25 protein-coding genes and 1 riboswitch are annotated in these 25,256 nt (G+C 72.0%); of the genes, 16 read left to right on the top strand and 9 right to left on the bottom strand.

Going from position 1 to position 25,256, the window contains the following annotated elements:
- The first annotated feature begins 68 nt into the window (after positions 1 to 68).
- From OG861_RS12520 to OG861_RS12495, 6 genes are all read left to right on the top strand, one after another.
- On the top strand, positions 69 to 929 hold the full coding sequence (locus OG861_RS12520; protein WP_329197648.1) for a bifunctional methylenetetrahydrofolate dehydrogenase/methenyltetrahydrofolate cyclohydrolase: 861 nt from the start codon (positions 69 to 71) through the stop codon (positions 927 to 929).
- Positions 919 to 1,368 carry a DUF3017 domain-containing protein gene (locus OG861_RS12515; protein ID WP_329197650.1) on the top strand — a complete coding sequence of 150 codons (450 nt, stop codon included), beginning with the start codon at positions 919 to 921 and terminating at the stop codon, positions 1,366 to 1,368. The genes OG861_RS12520 and OG861_RS12515 overlap by 11 nt, the downstream gene beginning before the upstream one ends.
- Before the next feature lie 221 nt (positions 1,369 to 1,589).
- Positions 1,590 to 2,579: a malate dehydrogenase gene (locus OG861_RS12510; protein WP_329197653.1), complete on the top strand. Its 990-nt coding sequence runs from the start codon at positions 1,590 to 1,592 to the stop codon at positions 2,577 to 2,579.
- 137 nt (positions 2,580 to 2,716) lie between these two features.
- On the top strand, positions 2,717 to 4,447 hold the full coding sequence (locus OG861_RS12505; protein WP_329197655.1) for a hypothetical protein: 1,731 nt from the start codon (positions 2,717 to 2,719) through the stop codon (positions 4,445 to 4,447).
- The gene (locus OG861_RS12500) at positions 4,437 to 4,838 is read left to right on the top strand and encodes a hypothetical protein (protein WP_330261704.1); all 402 of its coding nucleotides are present in this window, start codon (positions 4,437 to 4,439) and stop codon (positions 4,836 to 4,838) included. The genes OG861_RS12505 and OG861_RS12500 overlap by 11 nt, the downstream gene beginning before the upstream one ends.
- A gap of 3 nt (positions 4,839 to 4,841) precedes the next feature.
- Entirely contained in the window at positions 4,842 to 5,843 is a 1,002-nt protein-coding gene (locus tag OG861_RS12495) for a hypothetical protein (RefSeq protein ID WP_330261703.1), read from the top strand.
- Positions 5,844 to 5,872: 29 nt separating this feature from the next.
- On the opposite strand, the gene OG861_RS12490 is transcribed toward OG861_RS12495, so the two are convergent.
- Positions 5,873 to 6,373, bottom strand: a complete 501-nt coding sequence (locus OG861_RS12490; protein WP_329197662.1) for a carboxymuconolactone decarboxylase family protein — start codon at positions 6,371 to 6,373, stop codon at positions 5,873 to 5,875.
- A 46-nt stretch (positions 6,374 to 6,419) separates the two neighbouring features.
- Here OG861_RS12490 and pdxR point away from each other — a divergent pair, with 46 nt between their 5' ends.
- The gene (pdxR, locus tag OG861_RS12485) at positions 6,420 to 7,832 is read left to right on the top strand and encodes a MocR-like pyridoxine biosynthesis transcription factor PdxR (protein WP_329197663.1); all 1,413 of its coding nucleotides are present in this window, start codon (positions 6,420 to 6,422) and stop codon (positions 7,830 to 7,832) included.
- A gap of 92 nt (positions 7,833 to 7,924) precedes the next feature.
- Here the strand turns inward: pdxR and OG861_RS12480 are convergent, their stop codons facing one another.
- On the bottom strand, positions 7,925 to 8,725 hold the full coding sequence (locus OG861_RS12480) for a hypothetical protein (RefSeq protein ID WP_330261976.1): 801 nt from the start codon (positions 8,723 to 8,725) through the stop codon (positions 7,925 to 7,927).
- Between the two features lie 126 nt (positions 8,726 to 8,851).
- On the opposite strand from OG861_RS12480, the gene OG861_RS12475 reads away from it, so the two are divergent.
- Positions 8,852 to 9,148 (top strand): hypothetical protein, encoded by a 297-nt coding sequence (locus OG861_RS12475; RefSeq protein ID WP_329197664.1) that lies wholly within the window; start codon positions 8,852 to 8,854, stop codon positions 9,146 to 9,148.
- A gap of 11 nt (positions 9,149 to 9,159) precedes the next feature.
- A complete protein-coding gene (locus tag OG861_RS12470) occupies positions 9,160 to 10,350 on the top strand; it encodes a glutathionylspermidine synthase family protein (RefSeq protein WP_329197666.1) in 1,191 nt (396 codons plus the stop codon).
- Between the two features lie 19 nt (positions 10,351 to 10,369).
- Here OG861_RS12470 and rocD read toward each other — a convergent pair whose 3' ends face one another.
- Positions 10,370 to 11,575 carry an ornithine--oxo-acid transaminase gene (gene rocD / locus OG861_RS12465; RefSeq protein WP_329197668.1) on the bottom strand — a complete coding sequence of 402 codons (1,206 nt, stop codon included), beginning with the start codon at positions 11,573 to 11,575 and terminating at the stop codon, positions 10,370 to 10,372.
- A 109-nt stretch (positions 11,576 to 11,684) separates the two neighbouring features.
- Positions 11,685 to 11,775: riboswitch (ZMP/ZTP riboswitch) on the top strand.
- A 34-nt stretch (positions 11,776 to 11,809) separates the two neighbouring features.
- Here rocD and glyA point away from each other — a divergent pair.
- The 4 genes from glyA (at position 11,810) to OG861_RS12445 (ending at position 16,190) form a co-directional block, all read left to right on the top strand.
- Positions 11,810 to 13,078, top strand: a complete 1,269-nt coding sequence (glyA, locus tag OG861_RS12460; RefSeq protein WP_329197670.1) for a serine hydroxymethyltransferase — start codon at positions 11,810 to 11,812, stop codon at positions 13,076 to 13,078.
- 334 nt (positions 13,079 to 13,412) lie between these two features.
- Positions 13,413 to 14,426 (top strand): tryptophan--tRNA ligase, encoded by a 1,014-nt coding sequence (trpS, locus tag OG861_RS12455; RefSeq protein ID WP_329197671.1) that lies wholly within the window; start codon positions 13,413 to 13,415, stop codon positions 14,424 to 14,426.
- Positions 14,427 to 14,524: 98 nt separating this feature from the next.
- Complete coding sequence (locus OG861_RS12450) at positions 14,525 to 15,118, top strand: 2'-5' RNA ligase family protein (protein ID WP_329197673.1); 594 nt, start codon at positions 14,525 to 14,527, stop codon at positions 15,116 to 15,118.
- A gap of 166 nt (positions 15,119 to 15,284) precedes the next feature.
- On the top strand, positions 15,285 to 16,190 hold the full coding sequence (locus OG861_RS12445) for a YihY/virulence factor BrkB family protein (protein ID WP_329197675.1): 906 nt from the start codon (positions 15,285 to 15,287) through the stop codon (positions 16,188 to 16,190).
- Between the two features lie 86 nt (positions 16,191 to 16,276).
- Here OG861_RS12445 and OG861_RS12440 read toward each other — a convergent pair whose 3' ends face one another.
- A complete protein-coding gene (locus OG861_RS12440) occupies positions 16,277 to 17,536 on the bottom strand; it encodes a D-alanyl-D-alanine carboxypeptidase family protein (RefSeq protein ID WP_329197676.1) in 1,260 nt (419 codons plus the stop codon).
- A gap of 121 nt (positions 17,537 to 17,657) precedes the next feature.
- Between OG861_RS12440 and OG861_RS12435 the strand changes: the two genes are divergently transcribed.
- From OG861_RS12435 to OG861_RS12425, 3 genes are all read left to right on the top strand, one after another.
- Positions 17,658 to 17,903: an SCO4848 family membrane protein gene (locus OG861_RS12435; RefSeq protein WP_136217236.1), complete on the top strand. Its 246-nt coding sequence runs from the start codon at positions 17,658 to 17,660 to the stop codon at positions 17,901 to 17,903.
- Positions 17,900 to 19,165, top strand: coding sequence for a metallophosphoesterase (locus OG861_RS12430; protein WP_329197679.1), 1,266 nt, complete (start codon positions 17,900 to 17,902; stop codon positions 19,163 to 19,165). The genes OG861_RS12435 and OG861_RS12430 overlap by 4 nt, the downstream gene beginning before the upstream one ends.
- Positions 19,166 to 19,253: 88 nt before the next feature.
- On the top strand, positions 19,254 to 20,810 hold the full coding sequence (locus tag OG861_RS12425) for an ABC transporter substrate-binding protein (protein ID WP_329197681.1): 1,557 nt from the start codon (positions 19,254 to 19,256) through the stop codon (positions 20,808 to 20,810).
- A 72-nt stretch (positions 20,811 to 20,882) separates the two neighbouring features.
- Here OG861_RS12425 and OG861_RS12420 read toward each other — a convergent pair whose 3' ends face one another.
- From OG861_RS12420 to sdhA, 5 genes are all read right to left on the bottom strand, one after another.
- Positions 20,883 to 21,617, bottom strand: a complete 735-nt coding sequence (locus OG861_RS12420; protein ID WP_329197683.1) for a TetR family transcriptional regulator — start codon at positions 21,615 to 21,617, stop codon at positions 20,883 to 20,885.
- 11 nt (positions 21,618 to 21,628) lie between these two features.
- Entirely contained in the window at positions 21,629 to 22,054 is a 426-nt protein-coding gene (locus OG861_RS12415) for a thiol-disulfide oxidoreductase DCC family protein (RefSeq protein WP_329197685.1), read from the bottom strand.
- Between the two features lie 6 nt (positions 22,055 to 22,060).
- Complete coding sequence (locus OG861_RS12410; RefSeq protein WP_329197687.1) at positions 22,061 to 22,465, bottom strand: hypothetical protein; 405 nt, start codon at positions 22,463 to 22,465, stop codon at positions 22,061 to 22,063.
- 250 nt (positions 22,466 to 22,715) lie between these two features.
- Positions 22,716 to 23,483: a succinate dehydrogenase iron-sulfur subunit gene (locus OG861_RS12405; protein ID WP_329197689.1), complete on the bottom strand. Its 768-nt coding sequence runs from the start codon at positions 23,481 to 23,483 to the stop codon at positions 22,716 to 22,718.
- The gene (gene sdhA, locus OG861_RS12400; RefSeq protein ID WP_329197690.1) at positions 23,483 to 25,237 is read right to left on the bottom strand and encodes a succinate dehydrogenase flavoprotein subunit; all 1,755 of its coding nucleotides are present in this window, start codon (positions 25,235 to 25,237) and stop codon (positions 23,483 to 23,485) included. The genes OG861_RS12405 and sdhA overlap by 1 nt, the downstream gene beginning before the upstream one ends.
- Between the last annotated feature and the right edge of the window lie 19 nt (positions 25,238 to 25,256).

Here is a 25,256-nt window from a genome sequence, read left to right as displayed (position 1 = left end):
ACGCCCGCCGGACGCCCGCCGGGGGCCTTGAGTGGAACCGGGGCCGCTCCATCCGGGAGGATGGGGGCATGACCGCCCAGATTCTCGATGGCAAGGCCACCGCAGCCGCGATCAAGTCCGAACTGACCGCCCGCGTGTCGGCGCTGAAAGCCCGGGGTGTCACCCCCGGCCTCGGCACCCTGCTGGTCGGTGACGATCCGGGCAGCCGCTGGTACGTCAACGGCAAGCACAAGGACTGCGCGGAGGTCGGCATCGCCTCCATCCAGCGCGAACTCCCGGCCACCGCCTCCCAGGAGGACATCGAGGCGGTCGTCCGGGAACTCAACGAGAACCCGGAGTGCACGGGTTACATCGTGCAACTCCCGCTCCCCAAGGGCATCGACACCAACCGCGTCCTGGAGCTGATGGATCCGCTCAAGGACGCCGACGGACTGCACCCCATGTCCCTGGGCCGGCTGGTGCTCAACGAGCCCGGCCCGCTGCCCTGCACCCCGTACGGGATCGTGGCGCTGCTGCGTCACCACGGCGTGGAGATCAACGGCGCCCACGTCGTCGTCCTGGGCCGCGGCGTCACCGTCGGGCGCTCCATCGGGCTGCTCCTGACCCGCAAGTCCGAGAACGCCACGGTCACCCTGTGCCACACCGGTACCCGCGACCTGCCGCGCCTGCTGCGGCAGGCGGACGTCATCGTCGCGGCCGCCGGGGTCCCGCACCTGGTCAAGCCGGAGGACGTGAAGCCGGGCGCGGCGGTGCTCGACGTCGGCGTCAGCCGCGACGAGAGCGGGAAGATCGTCGGCGACGTGCACCCGGGGGTCGCGGAGGTGGCGGGCTGGCTGTCCCCGAACCCCGGCGGCGTCGGCCCGATGACCCGCGCCCAGCTGCTCGTCAATGTCGTCGAGGCGGCGGAACGGACCACCAGTGCGGGTTGAGCACACCACCGGCCCGGCCGGGGGCGAGGGGGACCAGGGGCCTGCCGAGGCCCCCAAGTCCCGCCGGTTCCCTTCCGTCACCCGGGACACCGCCCGGCCCGAGGGCGGCGGCCGGGCCGCTCCGGGGGACGCCCCGGCGCCCGCACGGCAGTGGCCGATGCTCAGCGTCCTCGCCGCCACCGCGGCCGGGCTGCTGACGACGGCGACGGGCCACCCGCGGGTGGGCTGCCTGATCATCGGGATCGCCCTGATCGCGGCCGCCGTGATGCGGCGCGTGCTGCCGTCGGTGGGGATGCTCGCCGTCCGCTCCCGGTTCACGGACCTGCTGACCTACGGGGTGCTCGGCGTGGCCATCACCCTGCTCGCGCTGGTGATGGAACCCAAGCCGCCGCTGCACGTCCCGTTCCTGGAGACGGCGGTCCGCTTCACGGTCCGCTAGCCGCGCGGCGGGGTGGATTCGGGGCCCGGGCGGCCGTCCGGCCTTCGAACATCCGGGTCCGTGTGCCACGCACCACACGGGCCTGTGGGTTAGCCGCCCCCGGGGTCGGATAGCCTGACCGCGGATGTCTCTTCACGTCAAGATTTAGAGGACAGGGGAGCGGCGTCCTCCAGCACATGGGGCAGGGACGCCCCACCGCCAGCTGTCTAACGGAGAAGGCCATGACCCGCACTCCCGTGAATGTCACCGTCACCGGCGCCGCCGGCCAGATCGGCTACGCGCTGCTCTTCCGCATCGCGTCCGGTCACCTCCTCGGCGCGGACGTGCCGGTCAAGCTCCGGCTCCTCGAAATCCCCCAGGGCATGAAGGCCGCCGAGGGAACCGCCATGGAGCTCGACGACTGCGCCTTCCCGCTGCTCCGCGGCATCGACATCTTCGACGACCCGAACAAGGGCTTCGAGGGTGCCAACGTCGCGCTGCTCGTGGGCGCCCGCCCGCGCACCAAGGGCATGGAGCGCGGTGACCTGCTCTCCGCCAACGGCGGCATCTTCAAGCCGCAGGGCGCCGCGATCAACGCGCACGCCGCGGACGACATCAAGGTCCTGGTCGTGGGCAACCCGGCCAACACCAACGCGCTCATCGCGCAGGCCGCCGCCCCGGACGTACCGGCCGAGCGGTTCACCGCGATGACCCGCCTGGACCACAACCGCGCGATCTCGCAGCTGGCCGCCCGTACCGGCGCCGCCGTCTCCGACATCAAGCGCCTCACCATCTGGGGCAACCACTCGGCGACCCAGTACCCGGACATCTTCCACGCGGAGATCGCCGGCAAGAACGCCGCCGAGGTCGTCAACGACGAGCAGTGGCTCGCCGAGACCTTCATCCCGACCGTCGCCAAGCGCGGTGCCGCGATCATCGAGGCCCGTGGCGCGTCCTCGGCCGCCTCCGCCGCCAACGCCGCCCTCGACCACGTCCACACGTGGGTCAACGGCACCGCCGCCGGCGACTGGACCTCGATGGGTGTCCCGTCGGACGGCTCCTACGGCGTCCCCGAGGGCATCATCTCCTCGTTCCCCGTCACCACCAAGGACGGCAAGTACGAGATCGTCCAGGGCCTGGACATCAACGAGTTCTCCCGTACGCGCATCGACGCGTCCGTGGCGGAGCTGGTCGAGGAGCGCGACGCGGTGCGCGAGCTCGGTCTGATCTGACCGGCCGGGCCGGACCGCTGACCGGTCAGGCCCGTTCGAACCAATACGAACGACGAAACGCCCCGGCCAAACCTGGTCGGGGCGTTTTGGCGCGATTCGGCCTATCGCGTGATGTAGGGGGAACCTAAGGTCGGTCGGTGACCGAGACCCCGATTCCCCACCAGTCGACCGGTCCGGCCGGCTGGGGCGATCCCCGCGCCGGCCGCCCGCCGGTACACCCCTCGCTCAGCGAGGCCGGCCGGTTCCTCTGCGCGGGTACGTACCTCGACGCCGGATTCCGCGACCGGGTCATCGACGAGCTCTACGTCCACGAAGAGCGCATCGTCGCCCCCTCCTACGGCTTCGACGCCTCCCGGGTGCTCGCCCACGCGCTGCGCGCGCGCCGCGCCGAACTCGGCTGGGCGGCCGGGGTGCTCGGAGCCTGGTTCGTCGGCTCCCTCCTCACCGGTGGCGCGCTCATGCTGCTGCTCGTCCCGTTCCTCCTGCTGAGCTTCGCCGACTGGCTGCGCGGCCGGGGCACGCCGCTGCTGCGGGCGCTGGCCGTGATCCTGCGCGTCTACGTCTTCGTGGTGCTCGCCTTCACCCTGCTCTTCCTCGCCTTCGGCGGATTCGCCCTGATGAGCATGCTCGGCGACTCGGGCGGCCCCGGCGCCCTGTTCTTCACCCCGTCCTTCGGGAACACCGCGGCGGCCACCGCCGTCTTCTGGTGGGTGCCCGTCGTCTTCGCCGCCGTGGTCGTCGTCGTGGGCCTCCAGCGCGGCCACGTCTACCGGACCATCGCCACCGACCTCAACGAGCGCCGCTACGCCGACCACGCCGGCGACCCGGCCGAAGCGGCCCCGGGTGTGCGCTTCCATCGCGTGCGCGCCCGTATCCGGGCCGAGCAGCACGCGCCGGTGATCATGTACGACGTCAACGACCCGTTCTGCGGCGCCGGTGACGCCTACCGGCCCTGGCAGCTCTCCGTCGAACTGCGCCCGCGCGAGGACCTCGGCCCCGACCGCAAGCCGACGCCGGTCACCAACGCCCACCTCATCTCCAAGATCGCGCCGCTGCTGGAGCGGCTGCGGGTGCCCTCGCCGCACGGCTCCCTGGAGGCCGAGGCGGCCGTCGGTGACCGGCTGCGGGAACTCGTCGTCGACGAGTGCGTGTTCCTGCCCGCCAACGGGCTGCCGCACCGGGACGCGGCCCAGGCCATCCACGCCCAGTACGCGGAGCAGCGGGCCGCAGCCGTCGAGGAGGGCGGCGAGCGCCGCAGGCACTTCCTGCGCGTGCGGGTGGGCGGCTGGGACGAGAACCTCGTCGTCACCGTCTTCGTACGGGTCCACACCCAGGGCGGCATGATGATGCTGGAAGTGGCGCCGCACGTGCTGCTCCCCGTGGACGTCGCCTTCCACAACGCGGACGCCGACGCCCAGCGCTACCGCAACAACAACGGCTTCGGGAAGGCGGTCGCGGCCCTGCGGCAGACCCCGGGCTCCATCGCGGCCTCCGTCACCACCCTGGGCCGTGGCCTCGCGAGCTGGTGGCGGATCGTGACCGGCGGCCACGGCGGCGCCCGGCCCGAGGGGCCGCGCCTGTCGGTGCGCGAACTCGCCTCCGAGGACAACGGGTCGCTGTTCCACCTGATGGACCTGGACCGCTTCCTGAAAACGGTTCAGGACCGTGTGGTCGGCGGCGTTATCGTCGCCTTGCACGAAGCGGGCTGGCACACCGAGGAGTTCGCGAAGCGCGCCGTCAACGTCGCCGAGGGCGGGGTGTTCATCCAGTCGGTGAACGGCAGCGCGTTCAGCGTCGGCGGCAGCAACAACACCAACACCGGTCACCACAACAGCGGCAGGGGCAAGGGGAGCAGCGGTGGCAACTGACGGGAACAGTGCGGGCACGACGGGCGGGGGCCCGGCGGAGCCGTCCGTGACGCTCGGCGACATCACCGGCAGCGCGTTCAGCATCGGCGGCAGCAACAACACGAACACCGTCCGGCACGGGGGCGCCGGCGCCGAGGCGCCCACGCCGCAGGTGCTGCTCGACGCCGTACTGGAGCTGCGCGCCGCCCTCGTACGGCTGCCCCGGGGCGAGGACCGGTCGGCGCTGGACGCCGAACTGGACGGGGCCGCCGAGGAGCTGGAGACGGCGCGGGAGATCCGGCCCGGGCTCGCCGCCCGGCTGCGCGGGGCGCTGGAGCGCTGGGCCCCGCTGGTGGAGTCGGTCTGTGCGGCGACCGCGCTGGGCGAGCTGCTGATCACGCTGGGGGGCTGAGCCGTGGCCCCGCAGCCGCAGGGTGCACCCCGCTGGGACGCGCGCACGCAGCGCTGGGTGTGGGACGCCCCGGCCGGCGCCCCCGCCGGTACCCCGGCCCCGGGCCCCGCTTCCGCCCCCGCCGCGACGCCGCAGGCACCGCCGGCGTACGACCCGCTGGCGCCGACCGCACCGCAGGCTTACGACGGGAGCCCCCCGCAGGCCTACGACGGGAGCCGGCCGCCGGTGCACGAGGGGGGCCTGCCTTCGGTGCCGCCCCCGTACGACCCGCACCTGCTGCCGGGCCCGCCGCCACCGCCGCCCGTACCGCCGGGGCCCCCGCGCCCCGGGGGGCCGGGCGGGCGGTGGCTGACGCCGACCACGGCCGGCATCGCGGTGGCCGCCCTCGCGATCGGGGCGGCCGCCGTCTGGTTCGTCGAGCGCGGCTCCGGTCAGCCGTCACCGCACGCGGGGGCGTCGGCGTCGAGCGCCCCGGCGGACGGCGGCGCGTCCGGGTCGCGGTCGCCGCTCGGCTCGTCGTCCGGGAGCCCCTCCGGGAGCCCGTCCGCGAGCAGCGGCCCCAGTGCGGACGCGGCGCACGAGACGGTCCGGGATCCCAAGGGGTTCACCCTCGCCGTGCCCACCGGCTGGCTTCGGGAGGAGGCCGAGAGCGGCGTCTTCTACCGCTCACCCGACCGGACTTCCCTGCTCCAGGTCTTCCGCGTCAGCGAAGCGGATCTCAGCCCGCTCGGGGCCGTCCAAGGCGCCTCCACCGACCTGCGCGCCCGCACCTCGGGCTACGAGGAGATCCGCGTCGGACAGGTGCCGGGCTCCGCGGACGCCGCGGAACTGGTCTACGAGTACGACAGCGTGGAGTCCCACGGGCGGCGCCGGGGCGTGGAGCGCGTCTCGCGCACCCAGGACGGCGCCAAGTGGGCCGTCCTGACCGCCGGCCCGGCCGCCGACTGGACGGTCACCCTCCGCCACCACACGGCGGCGCTGGAAGCCTTCCGGCCGGGCGGCTGAGGCGAGCGCCGGTACCCGCCGGTTGGGGTTCAGTGCCCCATGGAGCCCGGCTTGTAGTGGCCCGGGACCAGCCGGCAGGTGACGCCGAACCGGTTCCAGGCGTTGATCGTCGTGATCACGGCGATCAGCTGGACCAGCTCGGTGTCCTCGAAGTGCCCGGCGGCGGCCGCGTAGACCTCGTCGGGAACGAAACCGTCCGTGAGGACGGTCACCGAGTCCGTCAGTGCGAGCGCCGCCAGCTCCTTCTCGGTGTAGAAGTGCCGGGACTCGCGCCAGGCGGAGAGCTGGACGAGGCGCTCGACGCGCTCGCCGGCCGCCAGGGCGTCCTTGGTGTGCATGTCCAGGCAGAAGGCGCAGTTGTTGAGCTGCGAGGCACGGGTCTTGACCAGCTCCACCAGGACCGGGTCGAGGTCCTTCTTGGACGCGATCTCCAGGGCGACCATCGCCTTGTAGACCTCGGGGGCGTGCTTGTACCAGTTCAGGCGGGCGGGCTCTTCGGGGGCGTATCCGGTGGCTTCGTTCGTCGTCATGCCCCCACCGTATGAGGCGGGCAGCCCGCCGATATGGTCCACATCCATGACGGAATCCTGGGCCACTTTCGGCGCCGACCTGCACCTCGACCTCGCCACCGGAAGGGGTCTGCGGGCCGGGCTGGCCGAGGCCCTGCGCGAGGCGGCGCGCAGCGGGCGGCTGGCGCCCGGGACCCGGCTGCCGTCCTCGCGCTCCCTCGCGGCGGACCTGGCCATCGCCCGCAACACGGTCGCGGAGGCGTACGCGGAACTCGTGGCCGAGGGCTGGCTGACGGCCCGCCAGGGCTCCGGCACCCGGGTCGCGGAGCGGGCCAGACCGCGCCGCACCGCTGCTGCGCCCGCCGCCCGGGTACGTCCCCCCGTGCACCGGGGGCCCGCGTACAGCCTGATCTCCGGCTCGCCGGACCTGGGCGGCTTCCCCCGCGCGGCCTGGGCGGCGGCGACCCGACGGGCGCTCGTGGGCGCCCCGAACGAGGCGCTCGGGTACGCGGTGGACGCACGGGGCCGGGTGGAGCTGCGCGAGGCGCTGGCCGGGTACCTGGCGCGGGCGCGCGGCGTCTACGCGGACCCCGGGCGCATCGTGCTGTGCGCGGGGTTCGCGCACGGGCTGATGCTGCTGTCGAAGGTGCTGCGGGGGCGGCGGGTACGGGACGTGGCGGTGGAGGGGTACGGCCTCGGCGTACACCGGGAACTGCTCACGGGGGCCGGGCTGCGGACGCACCCGCTGCGGCTGGACGCAGCCGGGGCGCGGACGGACGAACTGCCCGGCAAGGCGGTGGGCGCGGTACTGCTCACCCCGGCGCACCAATTCCCGACGGGGGTCGCGCTGACGCCGGAGCGGCGGACGGCGGCGGTCGACTGGGCGCGTACCACGGGCGGCCTGATCCTGGAGGACGACTACGACGGGGAGTTCCGCTACGACCGCCAGCCGGTCGGCGCGCTCCAGGGGCTGGACCCGGACCGCGTGGTCTACCTGGGGACGGCGAGCAAGTCCCTGGCGCCGGGGCTGCGGATGGGGTGGATGGTGGTGCCGCAAGCGCTGCTGGAGGAGGTGCTCGCGGCCAAGGGCCACACCGACTGGACCTCCGGCGCGGTGGAGCAGCTGACGCTGGCCGAGTTCATCCGGTCCGGGGCGTACGACCGGCACGTGCGGGGGATGCGCACGCGGTACCGCAGGCGCCGGGACGCGGTGGTCGAGGCGGTTTCCGCCAGGGCGTCGGTGACGGGGGTCGCCGGCATCGCGGCGGGGCTGCACGTGGTCCTGGACCTCGCGCGGGGCATGGAGCGGCCGGTGCTCCAGGCGGCGGCCGGGCAGGGCCTCGCCCTGGAGGGCCTGTCGGCCTTCCGCCACCCCCTTTCGGACCTGCCGCCGCGTGAGGCGGTGGTGGTCGGCTACGGCAACCCGCCGGACAGCGCGTGGTCGCCGACCCTGTCGGCCCTCCTGGCGGCCCTCCCGTAGGTGCCGGCGGGCGCCGGGTTCGGCTGACTCCTGCGGTCACCGGTCGGGCACCCGGCACCCCCCTCGGTCACCGGCCGGGTACCCGGCCCGCGTCACGGTTCGCCGAAGCGGGCCAGCGCCAGCGATCCCGCGACCGCCACCGCGAAGCCGAGGACGGCCAGCCACGTCAGGCCCTCCCGGGTGCGGTCCCCGAGCCAGGCCACGCCCACCACCGCCGGGCCGACCGTCTCGCCCAGGACCATCCCCGCCGTCGCCGCCGTCACCGAACCCCGCTGGAGCGCCGACGTGAGCAGCAGGAACGCCGCGCCCCCGCCCAACAGCAGGGCGTACAGCGCCGGGTTCGAGAGGTCCGGGCCGTCGATGAGGCGGACCGCCACCTCCACCACCCCGAAGCCGGTCCCCGCCGCCAGGCCCAGCGCGAGGGCCCGGGCGCGCCCGGGGAGACGGCCCGCAGCCGCCCCGGCGAGCAGCACCAGCGCCGCCACGACCAGCAGCGCCGGCCCCAGCCAGGGCGGCCCCGTCTGCGCGCCCTCCTCGCCGGAGGCCAGCCCCAGCATCACGAGCCCCCCGCACACCACCGCGACGGCCCCCCACTCCGCCCGGCTCAGCCGTACCCGCAGCAGCCGCGCCGCGACCACCGCCGTCACCGCCAGGCTCGCCGCGAGGGCGGCCCCCACGACGTAGATGGGAATGTGCCGCAGCGCCACGATCTGGAGGACGAACCCGATCGCGTCCAGGCCCAGCCCCGCCAGGTACCGCCACTGCCGCACCGCCCGCAGCAGCAGGGCCGCGTCCACCCCCGACCCCGTGCCCGGCTCCGCCGCCCGCGCGGCCACCGCCTGCAAGACCGACGCCGTTCCGAAACAGACCGCCGCCCCCAGCGCGCAAACCATCCCAATCAGCACGAACAGACTGTAGGTCACCGTCGTGACAAGGGTGTGACGACGGCCGGATTCCATCCCCCCGCCCCACCGCTCTAGGCTGTCGGGCAACGCAACCCAGGGGGAGCGAACCCGTACATGGACACCACCGACACCACGACCCGGCGCCGCATGCGCTCGGGCGCCGTCGCCCTCGGCGGCATGGGACTGCTCGCCGCCACCCTCGTGGCGTGCGGCAGCAGCGAGCCCGACAAGCGCTGCGCCGACCGCGCCACCCTGCAGAAGCTGAACGAGAAGGAGTGCAGCAGCGGCGGCCGCGGCGCGTACTACTACGGCGGCACCACCAGCAGCGGCAGGGTCAAGGGCGGCAGCTTCGACAAGTCCGCCGTCACCCGCGGCGGCATCGGCGGCCACGGCAGCTCCAGCGGCGGCTGAGGAAGGCCCCCGTGAAGCGGCACACCATCGAGCCCCGCCCCGACTGGCAGAAGACCGTCGAGGAGCAGGGCCTGATCTACCCCCTGACCCGCTACCCCGACGACTCCCTGCGCCCCTACTGGGACGAGAGCGCGTACTACTCCTTCTCGCTCCCCGAGGTCGAGGCGCTGGAGAACGTGGTCGAGGAGCTGCACGCCATGTGCCTCGCCGCGGCCGCCCACATCGTCGAGCAGAACCGTTTCGCGGACCTCGGCATCAACGATGCCGAACTCGCCGCCCGCATCGCCGAGTCCTGGCGGCGCCGCGCCGAACAGCCGTCCCTCTACGGCCGTTTCGACCTGCGCTACGACGACTGCGGCGCCCCGGCCAAGCTGCTGGAGTACAACGCGGACACCCCCACCTCCCTGGTCGAGGCGGCGAGCCCGCAGTGGTTCTGGATGGAGGAACGCTTCCCCGGCGCCGACCAGTGGAACTCGCTGCACGAGCGCCTCGTCGAAGCGTGGCGCCGGCAGGCGGAACTGCTGCCCCCCGGGCCCGTCCACTTCGCGCACTCCGAGACCGATGAGCTCGGCGAGGACCTGATGACGGTCGCCTACCTCCAGGAGACCGCCGAGCAGGCCGGTCTGGCCACGCACGCCCTGTCCGTGGAACAGATCGGCTGGGACAGCCTGTCCGGCCGGTTCGTCGACGACAGGCTGCGGTTCATCCGCAGCTGCTTCAAGCTCTACCCGTGGGAGTGGCTGGCCGAGGACGCGTTCGGCCCGCAGGTCCTCGCCACGTACGACCACGGCGGCGGCTCCGGCAGCACCTGCTGGATCGAGCCCCTGTGGAAGATGCTGCTCGCCAACAAGGCGCTGCTGGCGATCCTGTGGGAGCTCTTCCCCGAGCATCCCAACCTGCTGCCCGCCTATCTCGACGGGCCGCGCGAGCTCGCGGGAACCACCGGGTTCGCGGCCAAGCCGCTGCTGGGCCGCGAGGGCGCGGGCGTCACCCTGCACCCGGTGGGCGGGGAGCCGTTCGCGCCGGAGGAGGACGAGACGTACGTCTTCCAGGCCCTGGCCCCGCTGCCGGACTTCGACGGCAACCGGGTGGTGCTCGGCGCGTGGGTCGTCGAGGAGGAGGCGGCGGGACTGGGCATCCGGGAATCGGCGGGGCCGGTCACGGACGAGTACGCCCGCTTCCTGCCCCACGTCATCCTCTAGGCCCCTCGGACGGGTCCCGTCAGACGGCCAGCACCGTCCGCAGCCGGTCCAGGCCCCAGTCCAGGTCCTCCTTGCTGATCACCAGCGGAGGGGCGATCCGGATGGTCGATCCGTGGGTGTCCTTCACCAGCACCCCCAGCTCCATCAGCTTCTCGGAGATCTCCCGGCCCGTGCCGCGCGCCGGGTCGATGTCGACGCCCGCCCACAGGCCGCGGCCCCGTACGGCGGTCACGGCGCCACTGCCCACCAGCAGGTTCAGCTCCCGGTGCAGGTGGTCGCCGAGCTCGGTGGCGCGCTGCTGGTACTCGCCGGTCCGCAGCATCGCGATCACCTCCAGGGCGACGGCACAGGCCAGCGGGTTCCCGCCGAAGGTGGACCCGTGCTCGCCGGGCCGGAACACCCCCAGCACGTCCCGGTCGGCGACCACGGCGGAGACGGGGACCACGCCGCCGCCCAGCGCCTTGCCGAGGATGTACACGTCCGGCACGACCCCCTCGTGCGCGCACGCGAAGGTCTCGCCGGTACGGCCGAGGCCCGACTGGATCTCGTCCGCCATGAACAGGACGTTCCGCTCGCGCGTGAGTTCCCGTACGCCCTGGAGGTAGCCGGCCGGCGGGACGAGGACGCCCGCCTCGCCCTGGACCGGCTCCAGCAGCACGGCCACGGTGTTCGAGGTCAGGGCGTGGGAGAGCGCGGTGAGGTCCCCGTACGGCACGATCTCGAACCCGGGGGTGTACGGCCCGAAGTGGTCGCGGGCCTCGTGGTCCGTCGAGAAGGACACGATGGTGGTGGTCCGGCCGTGGAAGTTGTCGGCCGCCACGACGATCTTGGCATGTCCGTCCGGGACGCCCTTGACCTCGTACCCCCACTTGCGGGCGGTCTTGACCGCCGTCTCCACGGCCTCCGCACCCGTGTTCATCGGCAGCACCATCTCCTTGCCGCACAGGGCGGCGAGTTCGGTGCAGAAGTCCGCGAAGCGGTCGTGGTGGAAGGCGCGGGAGGTGAGGGTGACCCGCTCCAGCTGCGCGCGGGCGGCGTCGATCAGACGGCGGTTGCCGTGGCCGAAGTTGAGCGCCGAGTAGCCGGCGAGCATGTCGAGGTACCTGCGGCCCTCCACGTCGGTCATCCACGCGCCCTGCGCCGACGAGACGACGATCGGGAGCGGGTGGTAGTTGTGCGCGCTGTGCGCGTCGGCGGAGCGGATGGCATCAGCAGTCTTCGACACGGGGTCTCCGATCGTCCGTCAGGCAGTCGACGAGGGTGGCGTCACTTTCCATGTTCGCTCGTATACCGGACGGAGAAACCTTTCTCGTGGCGTGCCCGCTAAGGTGGGCCGTACGCACGGCGACTGGCGCACGGGGAAACGACTCCGGGGGAGTCGTGCGGGCAGGACCGCACACAGGGCCGCTCGCCTGGGCCTCGCGGGGACGAGACCAGACATCGACCCCGGAGGACCGCCATGACAGCGCGCCGCCATCCCGCCCTTTCCGCGACCGACCCCGAGCTGGCGTCGTTCGTCGCGGCCGAGGAAACCCTCCAGGCGCAGACGCTCCGCCTCATCCCGAGCGAGAACTACGTGTCGGCGGCGGTGCTGGAGGCCTCCGGCACCGTCCTGCAGAACAAGTACAGCGAGGGCTACCCGGGCCGCCGTTACTACGAGGGCCAGCAGAACATCGATCGCGTCGAGGCCCTCGCCGTCGAGCGGGCCAAGGGCCTGTTCGGCGTCGACCACGCGAACGTGCAGCCGTACTCCGGTTCCCCGGCGAACCTGGCCGTGTACCTGGCCTTCGCCCGGCCGGGCGACACGGTGATGGGCATGGCGCTGCCGATGGGCGGGCACCTCACGCACGGCTGGGGCGTCTCGGCGACGGGCTCCTGGTTCCGGGGCGTGCAGTACGGGGTCCGCGCCGACACCGGGCTCGTCGACTACGACGCGGTCCGCGACCTCGCCCTCGCCGAGCGGCCGAAGATCATGTTCTGCGGCGGTACCGCGCTCCCGCGCACGATCGACTTCGCGGCCTTCGCGTCGATCGCCAAGGAGGCGGGCGCCCTCCTGGTCGCGGACGTGGCGCACATCGCGGGCCTGATCGCGGGCGGGGCGCACCCGAGCCCGGCGGGTCACGTGGACGTCATCTCCACGACCACCCACAAGACCCTGCGGGGTCCGCGCGGCGCGATGCTGATGTGCCGGGAGGAGCACGCGAAGGCCATCGACAAGGCGGTCTTCCCGGGCCTCCAGGGCGGCCCGCACAACCAGACGACGGCGGGCATCGCGGTGGCCCTGCACGAGGCGGCGCAGCCGGCCTTCGTCACGTACGCGCACGCGGTCGTCGCCAACGCGAAGGCGCTGGCCGCGTCGTTGCTGGAGCGGGGGTTCGACCTGGTGTCCGGGGGTACGGACAACCACCTGATCCTGATGGACCTGACCTCGCGGGGGGTGCCGGGGAAGGTGGCGGCGAAGGCGCTGGACCGGGCGGGGATCGTGGTGAACTACAACACGGTGCCGTTCGACCCGCGCAAGCCGTTCGACCCGTCGGGGATCCGGATCGGGACGCCGTCGCTGACGTCGCGGGGGCTGTCGGTGGAGCACATGCCGGTGGTGGCGGACTGGATCGCGCGGGCGGTCGACGCGGCCGGTTCCGCGGACGAGCGGACGCTGACCGCGATCCGCGCGGAGGTCTCGGACCTCATGGCCGCCTTCCCGGCCCCGGGGCTCCCCCTCTCCTGACGCGGCGAACCAGCCCCGCCGCGCGGGGCAGGCGCGGGGTCCGGGGCGGAGCCCCCTGGGAACCCGGCTCCGCCGGGCACCGGGCTCCGCCCGGACCCGCGCCTCAAGCGCCGGCGGGGCCGGGTGGGGCCGGCGGGGCTGTGTGGTGCGGGCGCCCCGCGGTCCCGTCCCAGCCCGCACGACCAGCGGAAAGCGGTCGCTCGGCCGGGGCGGGATCCGGTCGGGGCGCTACCGGTCGGTACCGGGGCCGGCTCGGCGGGGCAGGGGTCGCGACCCGGAAGGTTCCGGCCAGCGGCGGGCCCGAGCCCGCCCCCGCACCTGAGAGAATGAACCCATGGCTTCTGATCGTCCTCGCGCGCTCTCCGGCATCCAGCCCACCTCCGGTTCGTTCCACCTCGGGAACTACCTCGGAGCCATCCGGCAGTACGTCGCCCTGCAGGAAACGCACGACGCCTTCTACATGGTCGTCGACCTGCACGCGATCACCATGCCGCAGGATCCGAAGGACCTCCGCGCGAACACCCGGCTCTCCGCCGCGCAGCTGCTCGCCGCCGGTCTGGACCCCGAGCGCTGCACGCTCTTCATCCAGAGCCACGTCCCCGAGCACGCGCAGCTCGGCTGGGTCATGAACTGCATCACCGGCTTCGGCGAGGCCAGCCGGATGACCCAGTTCAAGGACAAGTCCGCCAAGGGCGGCGTGAACAACGCCACCGTCGGCCTGTTCACGTACCCGATCCTCCAGGTCGCCGACATCCTGCTCTACCAGGCCAACGCCGTCCCCGTCGGCGAGGACCAGCGCCAGCACATCGAGCTCACCCGGGACCTGGCCGAGCGCTTCAACCAGCGTTTCGGACCGACCTTCACGCTGCCCGCCGCGCACATCGTCAAGGAGGTCGCGAAGATCTACGACCTCCAGGACCCGGCCAGCAAGATGTCGAAGTCCGCGTCGTCCCCCAAGGGCCTGATCAACCTCCTCGACGAGCCCAAGGTCACCGAGAAGAAGATCAAGAGCGCGGTCACCGACACCGAGGCCGAGATCCGCTTCGACACGGCGAACAAGCCCGGCGTCAGCAACCTGCTCACGATCTACTCCACCCTCACGGGCGAGTCGATCCCCGCCCTGGAAGCCTCCTACGAGGGCAAGGGGTACGGCGCGCTCAAGACGGACCTCGCCGGCGTGATGGTCGACTTCGTCACACCGTTCCGCCAGCGCACGCAGGAATACCTGGACGACCCGGAGACGCTGGACTCCGTCCTGGCCAAGGGTGCGGAGAAGGCCCGCGCGGTCGCCGCCGAGACCCTGGCCCAGGCGTACGACCGGCTCGGTTTCCTGCCCGCCAAGCACTGACCGACGAGAGCCCTGGCGGTCCGGGGGGTGGTGGCGCCACACTGAGGCGGCACCACCCCATCGGGGACAGACAGAAGCGACAGACGGAGGAGACACACGTGGGGACCGTAACGCTCGGCGTTTCGATCGCGGTCCCGGAGCCGTACGGCAGCCGCCTCCAGGAGCTGCGCGCGGGCTTCGGGGACGCCGCCGCGCACGGCATCCCCACGCACGTCACCCTCGTCCCGCCCACCGAGGTCGCCGCCGACCGGCTCCCGGCGATCCGGGCCCACCTCGCCGAGGTCGCGGCGGGCTTCCGCGCCTTCGCGATGCGGCTGGAGGGCACGGGAACCTTCCGCCCGCTCTCGCCGGTCGTCTTCGTCAAGGTGGTGGAGGGCGGCTCCGGCTGCACCCTCCTCCAGGGCCGGCTCCGCGACCCCGAGGGGCCGCTGGAGCGCGAGCTGGCGTTCCCGTACCACCCGCACGTCACCGTCGCCCACGGGATCTCCGAGGAAGCGATGGACGTGGCGTTCAGTACGCTCGCCGACTACTGCGCCGAGTGGCTGTGCGAAGGCTTCGCGCTCTACGAGCAGGGCTCGGACGGCGTCTGGCGGAAGCTGCGCGAGTACCCTTTCGGCCCCGGCCCGGCGGGCCTCCCGGCGCAGTCGGGTCCGGCGAACGAGGCGGCCGGGGCGGCCATACGGCGCTCCTGACGGAGGGGCCGCAGGGCCTGGAAGGTGCGGAACCTGAGCCTCCGTAGGACCAGGGCGTGAAACGGCCGTCCCATCGAGTGCGCTTGGCGAAAAGTCACAATCGACGACCGTAGTCCCCTAGCGGTGCAAATCCGGCTATTTCCGGCATCCCATTTACGGTGACCCCATGGACTGGCTGACGAAGATCCCGGTGATCGGGCCGCTGGCGGCCGCCCTGATGCGTACGCACGCCTGGCACTCGTACGAGCGGCTCGACCGCGTCCACTGGACCCGGCTCGCAGCGGCGATCACTTTCATCAGCTTCCTCGCACTGTTCCCGCTGATCACGGTGGCCGCCGCCATCGGCGCGGCACTCCTCAGCCAGGAGCAGCTGGACCGCCTCCAGCAGAACCTGGCCCACCAGGTCCCCGGCATCTCCGACCAGCTCGACCTCAACGGACTCGTCGCCAACGCGGGCACCGTCGGCCTCGTGGCGGGCGGCCTGCTGCTCTTCACCGGCATCGGCTGGGTCGGCTCGATGCGCGACTGCCTGCGCGCCGTCTGGCGGAAGGACGACGAGGACCAGGGCAATCCCGTCGTCCGCAAGGGCAAGGACGCGCTGGTACTGCTCGGCCTCGGCGGCGCCGGCCTGGCCTCGGCCACCGCCTCGATCATCGGTTCCAGCGCGGTCGGCAAGTTCGGCGACGTGCTCGGCGTCCCCCGGCACGGCGCGGGCGGCGTGGTCCTGCGTACGGGCGCCTTCCTCGTCAGCGTCCTGGCCGCCTTCCTGCTGCTGCTCTACCTCCTGACCCTGCTCCCCGGGGTCCACCCGCCGCGCGGGCGCCTGATCCAGGCGGCCCTCATCGGCGCGGCCGGTTTCGAGCTGCTGAAACTGCTGCTCAGCGGCTACATCCGGGAGGTCGCCGGGAAGAGCATGTACGGGGCCTTCGGCGTGCCGATCGCCCTGCTGCTCTGGATCAACTTCACGGCGAAGCTGCTGCTGTTCTGCGCCGCCTGGACGGCCACCCGGGACGACGACCGCGCCGAGCAGCCGGGCGACACGCACGAGGCGCCCGTGGCCGAGCGGGCCTGAGGGCCGAAGGCCCCCACCAGCCCCGTTCCCCCACCAGCCCCTCGTCCCCGACACCGGCTCCCCGTCCCTATACCGGCTCCCCGTCCCTACAACAGCTCCTCGTCCGCCGGCCGGCGCCCGCGCCGGCCGAGCGGCCACCGCCGGTTGAAGGCGAACGCGCCGCCCGCCAGCGCGGCCAGCGCCCCGCCCGCGATGCCCAGCGCGGTACCGAGCCCGCTGTCGCCCGGGTCACCGCCGGCCGCCGCCCGGCTCTGCTCGTGCGACAGGGCGGGCGCCCCCTTCGACTTGGTGTCCGCACTCTTCGGCGGCACCAGCTCACCGACCGGCTTGACCTTCCCGACCGCCGAGAAGCCCCAGTCGAAGAGTTCTGCGGTCTCCTCGTACACCGAGTTGATCCCACCGGCGCCCGGGTCCATCACCGTGACCAGCAGGCTCTTCTCGCCGCGCTTCGCCACGCCGGTGAAGGTGGAACCGGCCATGCTGGTGTTGCCGTTCTTCACCCCGGCGATGCCCTTGTAGGGGGAGATGCCGCCCGCGCCGGTCATCAGCCGGTTGGTGTTCTGGATCTCGAAGGAGTCGCGCGCCTTGCCCAGCTGCCGGCCACCGGGGAACTGCGCGCTCGCAGTGCCGCAGTACTCCCGGAAGTCCTTCTTCTGGAGCCCGGAGCGGGCGATGAGGGTCAGGTCGTAGGCGCTCGACACCTGGCCGGGGGCGTCGTACCCGTCGGGGGAGACCACGTGGGTGTCGAGGGCCTGGAGCTCCTCGGCGTGCGCCTGCATGTCCTTGACGGTCTTCTCGATGCCGCCGTTCATCGCCGACAGCACGTGCACCGCGTCGTTGCCCGAACGGAGGAAGACCCCGAGCCACAGGTCGTGGACGGTGTACTCGGCGTCCTCCTTGACCCCGACCAGACTGCTGCCCGCGCCGACGTCGGCCATCTCCTCCTCGGTCACCTTGTGCACCTGGTCCTTGGGCAGGGTCGGCAGCACCGTGTCCGCGAACAGCATCTTCATCGTGGAGGCCGGCGGGAGCCGCCAGTGCGCGTTGTGCGCGGCCAGCACCTCGCCGGTGTCGGCGTCCGCCACGATCCAGGACCGCCCCGTGAGGTTCGCCGGCAGGGCCGGGGCCCCGGGCAGCAGGTTCACCTGGGTGCCGGGCTGCCCCAGCGCGGCGCCGCCGACGCTGGACATCGACGAGGGCGGTGCGGCGGACCTGGGAAGCTTGCCCTTCCCGTCCGCCGGCGGCGCCGACGGAACCGCCGGGCGGGCGTGTGCGGGCGCCGAGAGCATCGCGGGGACCAGGAGTGCGGCGGAAAGGACCGTCAGGGCGGTCTTCTTGGCAGACACGCAGGTGAAAGTACATCCCGATGGGCTGACGGCAGCCGCGCGGAGGTCAACCCGCCGCATCCGACGCCGGTACAGCCCACCCCGGCGCGTCGGTACGGGCGAGGAAACCGATACTGAGGGCATGAAACTCAGCCGCGCCGCCTCCTGGTTCCTGCTCGCCTTCGGAGTGTGGAGCTGGTTCATCTGGGTGACCTTCGTCCGGAATCTGTGGAAGAACGGAAGCGGCCTGTCCTTCGACGCGGCCGGGGACCCTACGGCGTACTTCTGGGTCCACCTTCTCCTCGCGGTCACGTCCTTTCTCCTGGGGACGGCCGTTGGGGTGATCGGGTTGCGTGGTGTGCGGGCGCTGCGGCGTGAGTCACGATGACCGTATTCGTCCTCGCGGTGGTCGCGCTCGCGGTGCTGCTCCTGTTGGCCCTGGTGCACCGGTGGCTGTGGGCCCGGCTGGTCCGTGACACCACCCGACCGGGTGGTCCCGCGCGCAGGGCGGGGACCGTGCTCGCCTTCGCCCTGCCGGTGCTCGCGGTCACGGCGCTGGTGGCGGGGCACGCGGGGGCGCCGTTCTGGCTCCAGCGCGCGGTGGCCTGGCCGGGGTTCATGTGGCTGGCGGTGCTGCTGTACCTGACGATGGCGATGCTGGTGGCCGAGCCGGTGCGCCGGCTGTGGCTGCGCCGGACCGCGGCGCGTACGCCCGCGCCGGTGCCGGCGCCCGTACCGGCCGCCGTGTCCCCGGAGCCCGGGCCGGAGCCGTCGTCCCCGCCGGGGTCCGGGCCGGAGGCCGCCCCCGCTCCCGCCCCCGTCGACTTCACCCGGCGGCGGTTCGTCGCCCGTACCGTCGGCGGGGCCGCGGCGGCCGCGGCCCTCGCCACCGTCGGCGCCGGGACGTACGGGGTGCTGCGCGGCCCGCGCGTCAAGCGCGTGCAGGTGCCCCTCGCCCGGCTGCCCCGCGCGGCGCACGGCTTCCGGATCGCGGTCGTCAGCGACGTCCACCTCGGCCCGATCCTCGGCCGGGCGCACACCGCCCGCATCGTGGAGACCGTCAACCGCACCCAGCCCGACCTCATCGCCGTCGTCGGCGACCTCGTGGACGGCAACGTGCACGACCTCGGCCCGGCCGCCGAACCGCTGCGCGGACTCAGGGCCCGGCACGGCTCCTTCTTCGTCACCGGCAACCACGAGTACTTCTCCGGCGCGCAGCAGTGGATCGACCACGTGCGCGAGCTCGGCCTCCAGCCGCTGGAGAACGCCCGCCGCGCCCTGCCGTACTTCGACCTCGCCGGGGTCAACGACGTCCAGGGGGAGGGCGAGGGCCACGGCCCCGACTTCCAGGCGGCCCTCGGCGACCGCGACCGCAGCCGGACCGCCGTGCTCCTGGCCCACCAGCCGATCGTCATCCACGACGCCGTCCGGCACGGCGTCGACCTCCAGCTCTCCGGCCACACCCACGGGGGCCAGCTCTGGCCGGGCAACTACATCGCCGAACTCGCCAACCCCACCGTCGCCGGACTCGAACGCTACGGGGACACACAGCTGTACGTGTCGCGCGGAGCGGGTGCCTGGGGACCGCCCGTCCGGGTGGGCGCTCCGTCGGACATCACTGTGGTCGAACTCGCCTCATACCAGGCTTGAGCAGGCATCGCGGGCCTTCCGGTGGCTGATATTCCGTGATTGGCTGACCGATAATCGGTGCGCCTAACGTGAATTGCGGGGTCAGAGGATGGGGTCTGTCAGACCTGGGGTCATTGCGGCCGGTCTCGTCCTCGCGGCGGCCGCGGGCATCGCGGCCTGGCAGCTCCTGCCCGACGGCGAAGGCCGCGGCGCGATCAGGGTCGGCACCAGCGATTCGGTCTCCAGCCTCGACCCGGCCGGGGCGTACGACGCGGGGTCCTGGGCCCTGTTCAGCAACGTCTACCAGTCGCTGCTGACCATCAAGCCCGGCTCGGACACGCCGGTACCGGACGCGGCCTCCGACTGCGCGTTCGTCGGGCAGCAGCTCACCACGTACCAGTGCCGCCTCCGTCCGGAGGTGAAGTTCTCCAACGGGCGTGCCGTCACCGCCGAGGACGTCAAGTACTCCTTCGACCGGATCAAGGCGATCAACGCCGACCAGGGTCCGGCCTCGCTCTTCGACACCCTGGCGTCGGTCAAGGCCGACGGCGGCACCGTCACCTTCACCCTCAAGGCTCCCGACGCCACCTTCCCCTTCAAGATCGCGACGGGCGCGGCCTCGATCGTCGACAAGGACGCGTACCCGGCCAAGGCCCTGCGCGAGGGGGACAAGGTCGACGGCTCGGGCCCCTTCACCCTCGCCGGCTACGAGGCCGGCGCGAGCGCCGAGCTGAGGCCCAACCCGACGTACAAGGGCCAGGCCAAGCCGGCCCTCGCGGGCGTCACCGTCAAGTACTTCAAGGGCTCCGCGGAACTCAACAAGGCCTGGACGGACCGGAAGATCGACGTCGCCCACCGCGACATGCCGCCCGAGGTGCTCGCCGGCCTCGGCCCCGGCCTGCAGGACACCCGCTACCAGGTCTCCGGCGGTACCGAGACCCGCATCATGATCTTCAACGTGCGGCCCGGATCGGCCACCGCCCGGCCCGCCGTGCGCCAGGCCATCGCCGCCCTGCTGGACCGCTCCAAGCTGGCCGCCGACATCCACAAGGGCACGGTCACCCCGCTCTACTCGCTCGTGCCGGCCGGAGTCGCCGGGCACAGCACGCCGTTCTTCGACACCTACCCCAAGCCCGACGAGGCGGCGGCGAAGAAGATCCTCAAGGACGCCGGGATCACCACGCCCGTCTCGCTGACCCTGGGTGTCAACGAGCGGGGCGCCAACGTGCAGGAGGCCGACGCGATCGCCAAGCAGCTGTCGGCGACCGGCCTGTTCCAGTTGAAGATCAAGACGGTCGCCACGTTCCAGGACTACCAGAAGCAGTACGCGGCCGGCGAGTTCGACGCCTACACCCTGGGGTGGATCGCCGACTTCCCGGACGCGGACAACTTCCTCGCGCCGCTCGTCGCCACCGGCTCCAGCATGAACAACGGCTACTCCGACAAGGCCGTGGACGACCTGATCGCCCGCACCCGCGGCCACTCGACCCGGGGCGAGGCGGCCCCCGACTTCCGCGAGCTCCAGAAGCTGGTCTCGCAGCAGGTCCCGATCCTGCCGATCTGGCAGAAGAAGGACTACGTGATGTCCCGCGAGGCCGTCGGGGGAGCGCAGTACCTGTCCGACGGGACGGGCGTGTGGCGCCTGTCGGAACTCAACTGGCTCTAGGAAGAGACGGCCTCAGGCCGTCCCTGCCGTCTCCCGCGGACCAGGACTCCCGCGGACCGTGACTCCCGCGGACTAGGACGTCTCCTCCGGATACGGGTCGGAGGCGCGCTTCTTGCGGGAGACCGCGGTCTGGGCCATGCCCGGCAGGAAGTCCGCGAACAGTTCGTGCACCTCGCGCACCAGCGGCCGCAGCACCCGGAACCGGGCGAGGACGATGCCCCGCGTCGTGAGCTGCGCGCCGCGCTCGGCGAGCCGGCGGGTCTTCTCGCTGTCCGGTGAGCGGTCGAAGACCCAGTACAGGACCAGCCCCATCTGCGAGAGCCACATCAGCTCGGGCAGTACGTCGGCCAGTTCCTCCGGTACCTTCGTCTTCGCGCCCGCCAGCACCTCGCGGTGCATGTCGATCGCCGCCTTGCGCGCGGGTTCCGATTCGGGCGAGAAGGGGCTGAGCGGGCTCTCCGGGTCGGCGGCGTTCTTGAAGAACTGCGAGGCGAACTCGTGGTACGGGGCCGCGATGTCCAGCCAGCTGGTCAGGACGCCCGCCAGCCGCTTCTGCAAGTCGCTCTCGTTGTCCAGGATCGGCCGGACCGCCGCCTGGTGGGCGGCGCCGATCCGGTCGTAGAACCCCTGGACCAGGTGTTCCTTCGAAGCGAAGTAGTAGTACGCGTTGCCGACCGAGACCCCCGCCTCCTTGGCGATGACCCGCATCGTCGTCTTGTCGAACCCGCGCTCCTGGAACAGGCGGAGGGCGGTTTCGAGGATGAGGGTGCGGGTCTGTTCGCTCTTCGGAGCCTTCTGGTCGGTCACGGTGTACGACCCTATCGGGGTACGGCGCAGTGGTCGTCACAGGCCGGTTCTTCCGCCCCCGCACCGCCGTTGGTACGGACCGCGGCCCGCCAGGCGGAGGCGGTGTACATGGCGGCGCGGGCGAAGGGGCGGCCCGCGGGGGTGGCCAGCCAGTTGGCCCTCGGCCGGTGCTCGGCCAGGGCCCACAGGCACACGATGAAGGCGTCGGTGCCGGTCCAGATCTGGCCGGTGTCCCCGACCACGGTGATCCGGCGCAGCGTCGCCGCGTGGTCCAGGCCGGGGAACCGCTGCCGGGCCCCGTACGATCCGGCGGGGACCAGCCGCAGCGGCACGAGCCACCGCTGTCCGAGGAGCCAGTGCCGGATGTGCACGCACAGCGGGCAGTGCGCGTCGTAGAGCACGGTCAGGTGCCGGATCGGTGCGGTCGCGCCGGCCACGGGGGCTCAGGCCCCGGCCGGGGCGGTCCACCCCTGGGGGGCGACCGGCGGGGTCTGCTGGCGCTCCATGATGCCGCGGCGGCGCATCTTGTTGAGCACCCACACGTTGCCGAGGTGCATCACGCCGAGCACGAGCAGGACGACGCCGAGCTTCACCGAGAGCGCCTCGAACAGCCCCCGGGCCTCCTGGATGGTGTCGGCCGAGCGCAGGTAGAGGGTCACGAAGCCGATGTTCACCAGGTAGAACCCGACGACCAGCAGGTGGTTCACGGCGTCGGCGAGCTTCTCGTTGCCCTGGAGCACATCGGCGATGAAGACCCGCCCGTTGCGCGTCAGGGTCCGGGCGACCCAGACGGTGAGCCCGATGCTGATGACCAGGTAGATGACGTACGCAACCACGGTGAGATCCATGGCCCAGCCCCTTTGAACGTGTTCAACTGCTGACGTCGCTGACTCTAGTCCTCTTTTTGAACAGGTTCAAGGGTGGTGGAGGGTGCGGTTCGAGGCGGAATGCGGCAGCACTACGACGGGCCCACCGAGGGGCCGTCCACGCCCTCGCTTCGGCAACGGCAAAGGCCCGCACCCCCTCAAGGGGGCACGGGCCTCAGACGGCCGGCGGTCTCAGCCGGGACCGCCGGACGGAGTCCGGCGCGTCAAAGGATCAGAAGCGGCGGGTGATCAGCGCCCGCTTGACTTCCTGGATGGCCTTCGTGACCTCGATGCCACGCGGGCACGCGTCGGTGCAGTTGAAGGTCGTGCGGCAGCGCCACACGCCGTCCTTGTCGTTCAGGATCTCCAGCCGCTGCTCGCCGGCCTCGTCACGCGAGTCGAAGATGAAGCGGTGCGCGTTGACGATCGCCGCCGGGCCGAAGTACTGGCCGTCGTTCCAGAACACCGGGCACGAGGACGTGCACGCGGCGCACAGGATGCACTTGGTGGTGTCGTCGAAGCGCTCGCGGTCCTCGGCGGACTGCAGGCGCTCGCGCGTCGGCTCGTTGCCCGTCGTCACCAGGAACGGCATGACGTCGCGGTAGGCCTGGAAGAAGGGCTCCATGTCGACCACGAGGTCCTTCATCACCGTGAGGCCCTTGATGGCCTCGACGGTGATGGGCTTCTCCGGGTTGATGTCCTTGATCAGCGTCTTGCAGGCGAGCCTGTTCTTGCCGTTGATCCGCATCGCGTCGGAGCCGCAGATGCCGTGCGCGCACGAGCGGCGGAAGGTCAGCGTGCCGTCGAGGTCCCACTTGATCTTGTGGAGACCGTCGAGCACGCGCTCCTTCGGGTCGATCTCGATCTGGAAGTCCTGCCACTGCGCCTCGTCCGAGATCTCGGGGTTGAAGCGGCGGATCCGGAACGTGACCGTGATGAAGGGCGAGGCCGCGGCCGCGGCCTCCATCGCGTCCGTCTTGGACAGGGTCGGGGTGGCCATCAGTACTTACGCTCCATCGGCTGGTAGCGGGTGACGACGACGGGCTTGTAGTCCAGCCGGACGCTGTCCTTACCGTCGTCGCCGACCTCGCGGTACGCCATGGTGTGGCGCATGAAGTTGACGTCGTCGCGGTTCGGGTAGTCCTCGCGGTAGTGACCGCCGCGGGACTCCTTGCGCGCCAGCGCGGACACGGCCATGACCTCAGCCAGGTCGAGCAGGTTGCCCAGCTCGATGGCTTCCAGCAGGTCCGTGTTGAAGCGCTTGCCCTTGTCCTGGACGGACACGTTCTTGTAGCGCTCGCGCAGTTCCGCGATCTTCTCGACCGCGGTCTTGATGGTCTGCTCCGTACGGAACACCATCACGCACGCGTCCATCGTCTCCTGGAGCTCCAGGCGCAGGTCCGCGACCCGCTCGTTGCCCGTGGAGGAACGCAGCCGCTCGACCAGGTCGATGACCTGCTGCGCCGGGTTCTCGGGCAGCTCGACGTAGTCGTTCTCGTGCGCGTACTCGGCCGCGGCGATGCCCGAGCGCTTGCCGAAGACGTTGATGTCCAGCAGCGAGTTGGTGCCCAGACGGTTCGCGCCGTGCACGGAGACACAGGCGACCTCGCCGGCCGCGTACAGGCCCGGGACGACGGTGGTGTTGTCCGCCAGGACCTCACCCTCGACGTTGGTCGGGATGCCGCCCATGGCGTAGTGCGCGGTGGGCTGGATCGGGATCGGGTCCGTGTACGGCTCGATGCCAAGGTACGTACGCGCGAACTCGGTGATGTCCGGGAGCTTCGCGTCGAGCTGCTCCGGCGGCAGGTGCGTCAGGTCCAGGTACACGTGGTCACCGGCCGGACCGCAGCCGCGGCCCTCGCGGATCTCGGTGTAGATGGAGCGCGAGACGACGTCACGGGACGCGAGGTCCTTCATGACCGGCGCGTACTTCTCCATGAAGCGCTCGCCGTCCTTGTTGCGGAGGATGCCGCCCTCACCACGGGCGCCCTCCGTCAGCAGGATGCCCATGCGCCAGATGCCCGTCGGGTGGAACTGGAAGAACTCCATGTCCTCCAGCGGCAGGCCGCGGCGGTAGCAGGCCGCCTGGCCGTCACCCGTGAGGGTGTGCGCGTTGGAGGTCACCTTGAAGAACTTGCCGGTGCCGCCGGAGGCGTAGATGACGGACTTCGCCTGGAACACGTGGATCTCGCCGGTGGCGAGCTCGTACGCGACCACGCCGGCCGACTTCTTGACGCCGTCCTCCTCGACCAGGAGCTGGTCCAGGACGTAGAACTCGTTGAAGAACTCCACGCCCTCCTTGACGCAGTTCTGGTACAGCGTCTGGAGGATCATGTGTCCGGTGCGGTCCGCGGCGTAGCAGGACCGGCGGACCGGCGCCTCGCCGTGGTTGCGGGAGTGGCCGCCGAAGCGGCGCTGGTCGATGGTGCCGTCCGGGGTGCGGTTGAACGGCAGGCCCATCTTCTCCAGGTCGAGGACCGCGTCGATGGCCTCCTTCGCCAGGATCTCGGCGGCGTCCTGGTCGACCAGGTAGTCACCGCCCTTGACCGTGTCGAAGGTGTGCCACTCCCAGTTGTCGTCCTCCACGTTGGCGAGCGCGGCGGCCATGCCGCCCTGCGCGGCGCCCGTGTGGGAGCGGGTGGGGTAGAGCTTCGTCAGCACGGCGGTGCGGCTGCGCTTCGTCGCCTCGATGGCGGCGCGCATGCCGGCGCCACCGGCGCCGACGATGACGGTGTCGTACTTGTGGATCTTCATGAGTCGATTCGCCTCAGCC

The organism is Streptomyces sp. NBC_00539, assembly GCF_036346105.1.
Classification (GTDB): domain Bacteria; phylum Actinomycetota; class Actinomycetes; order Streptomycetales; family Streptomycetaceae; genus Streptomyces.
This window is presented reverse-complemented; position numbering and strand designations above follow the sequence as displayed.

Excerpts from the sequence above, each read along its gene's own strand:
- glyA (WP_329197670.1), top strand. The coding sequence starts at position 11,810 with ATGACAGCGCGCCGCCATCCCGCCCTTTCCGCGACCGACCCCGAGCTG.
- OG861_RS12425 (WP_329197681.1), top strand. The coding sequence starts at position 19,254 with ATGGGGTCTGTCAGACCTGGGGTCATTGCGGCCGGTCTCGTCCTCGCG.
- OG861_RS12405 (WP_329197689.1), bottom strand. The coding sequence starts at position 23,483 with ATGGCCACCCCGACCCTGTCCAAGACGGACGCGATGGAGGCCGCGGCC.
- pdxR (WP_329197663.1), top strand. The coding sequence starts at position 6,420 with ATGACGGAATCCTGGGCCACTTTCGGCGCCGACCTGCACCTCGACCTC.
- trpS (WP_329197671.1), top strand. The coding sequence starts at position 13,413 with ATGGCTTCTGATCGTCCTCGCGCGCTCTCCGGCATCCAGCCCACCTCC.
- OG861_RS12490 (WP_329197662.1), bottom strand. The coding sequence starts at position 6,373 with ATGACGACGAACGAAGCCACCGGATACGCCCCCGAAGAGCCCGCCCGC.
- sdhA (WP_329197690.1), bottom strand. The coding sequence starts at position 25,237 with ATGAAGATCCACAAGTACGACACCGTCATCGTCGGCGCCGGTGGCGCC.
- OG861_RS12510 (WP_329197653.1), top strand. The coding sequence starts at position 1,590 with ATGACCCGCACTCCCGTGAATGTCACCGTCACCGGCGCCGCCGGCCAG.
- OG861_RS12520 (WP_329197648.1), top strand. The coding sequence starts at position 69 with ATGACCGCCCAGATTCTCGATGGCAAGGCCACCGCAGCCGCGATCAAG.
- OG861_RS12410 (WP_329197687.1), bottom strand. The coding sequence starts at position 22,465 with ATGGATCTCACCGTGGTTGCGTACGTCATCTACCTGGTCATCAGCATC.
- OG861_RS12475 (WP_329197664.1), top strand. The coding sequence starts at position 8,852 with ATGGACACCACCGACACCACGACCCGGCGCCGCATGCGCTCGGGCGCC.
- OG861_RS12435 (WP_136217236.1), top strand. The coding sequence starts at position 17,658 with ATGAAACTCAGCCGCGCCGCCTCCTGGTTCCTGCTCGCCTTCGGAGTG.
- OG861_RS12480 (WP_330261976.1), bottom strand. The coding sequence starts at position 8,725 with ATGGTTTGCGCGCTGGGGGCGGCGGTCTGTTTCGGAACGGCGTCGGTC.
- OG861_RS12430 (WP_329197679.1), top strand. The coding sequence starts at position 17,900 with ATGACCGTATTCGTCCTCGCGGTGGTCGCGCTCGCGGTGCTGCTCCTG.
- OG861_RS12445 (WP_329197675.1), top strand. The coding sequence starts at position 15,285 with ATGGACTGGCTGACGAAGATCCCGGTGATCGGGCCGCTGGCGGCCGCC.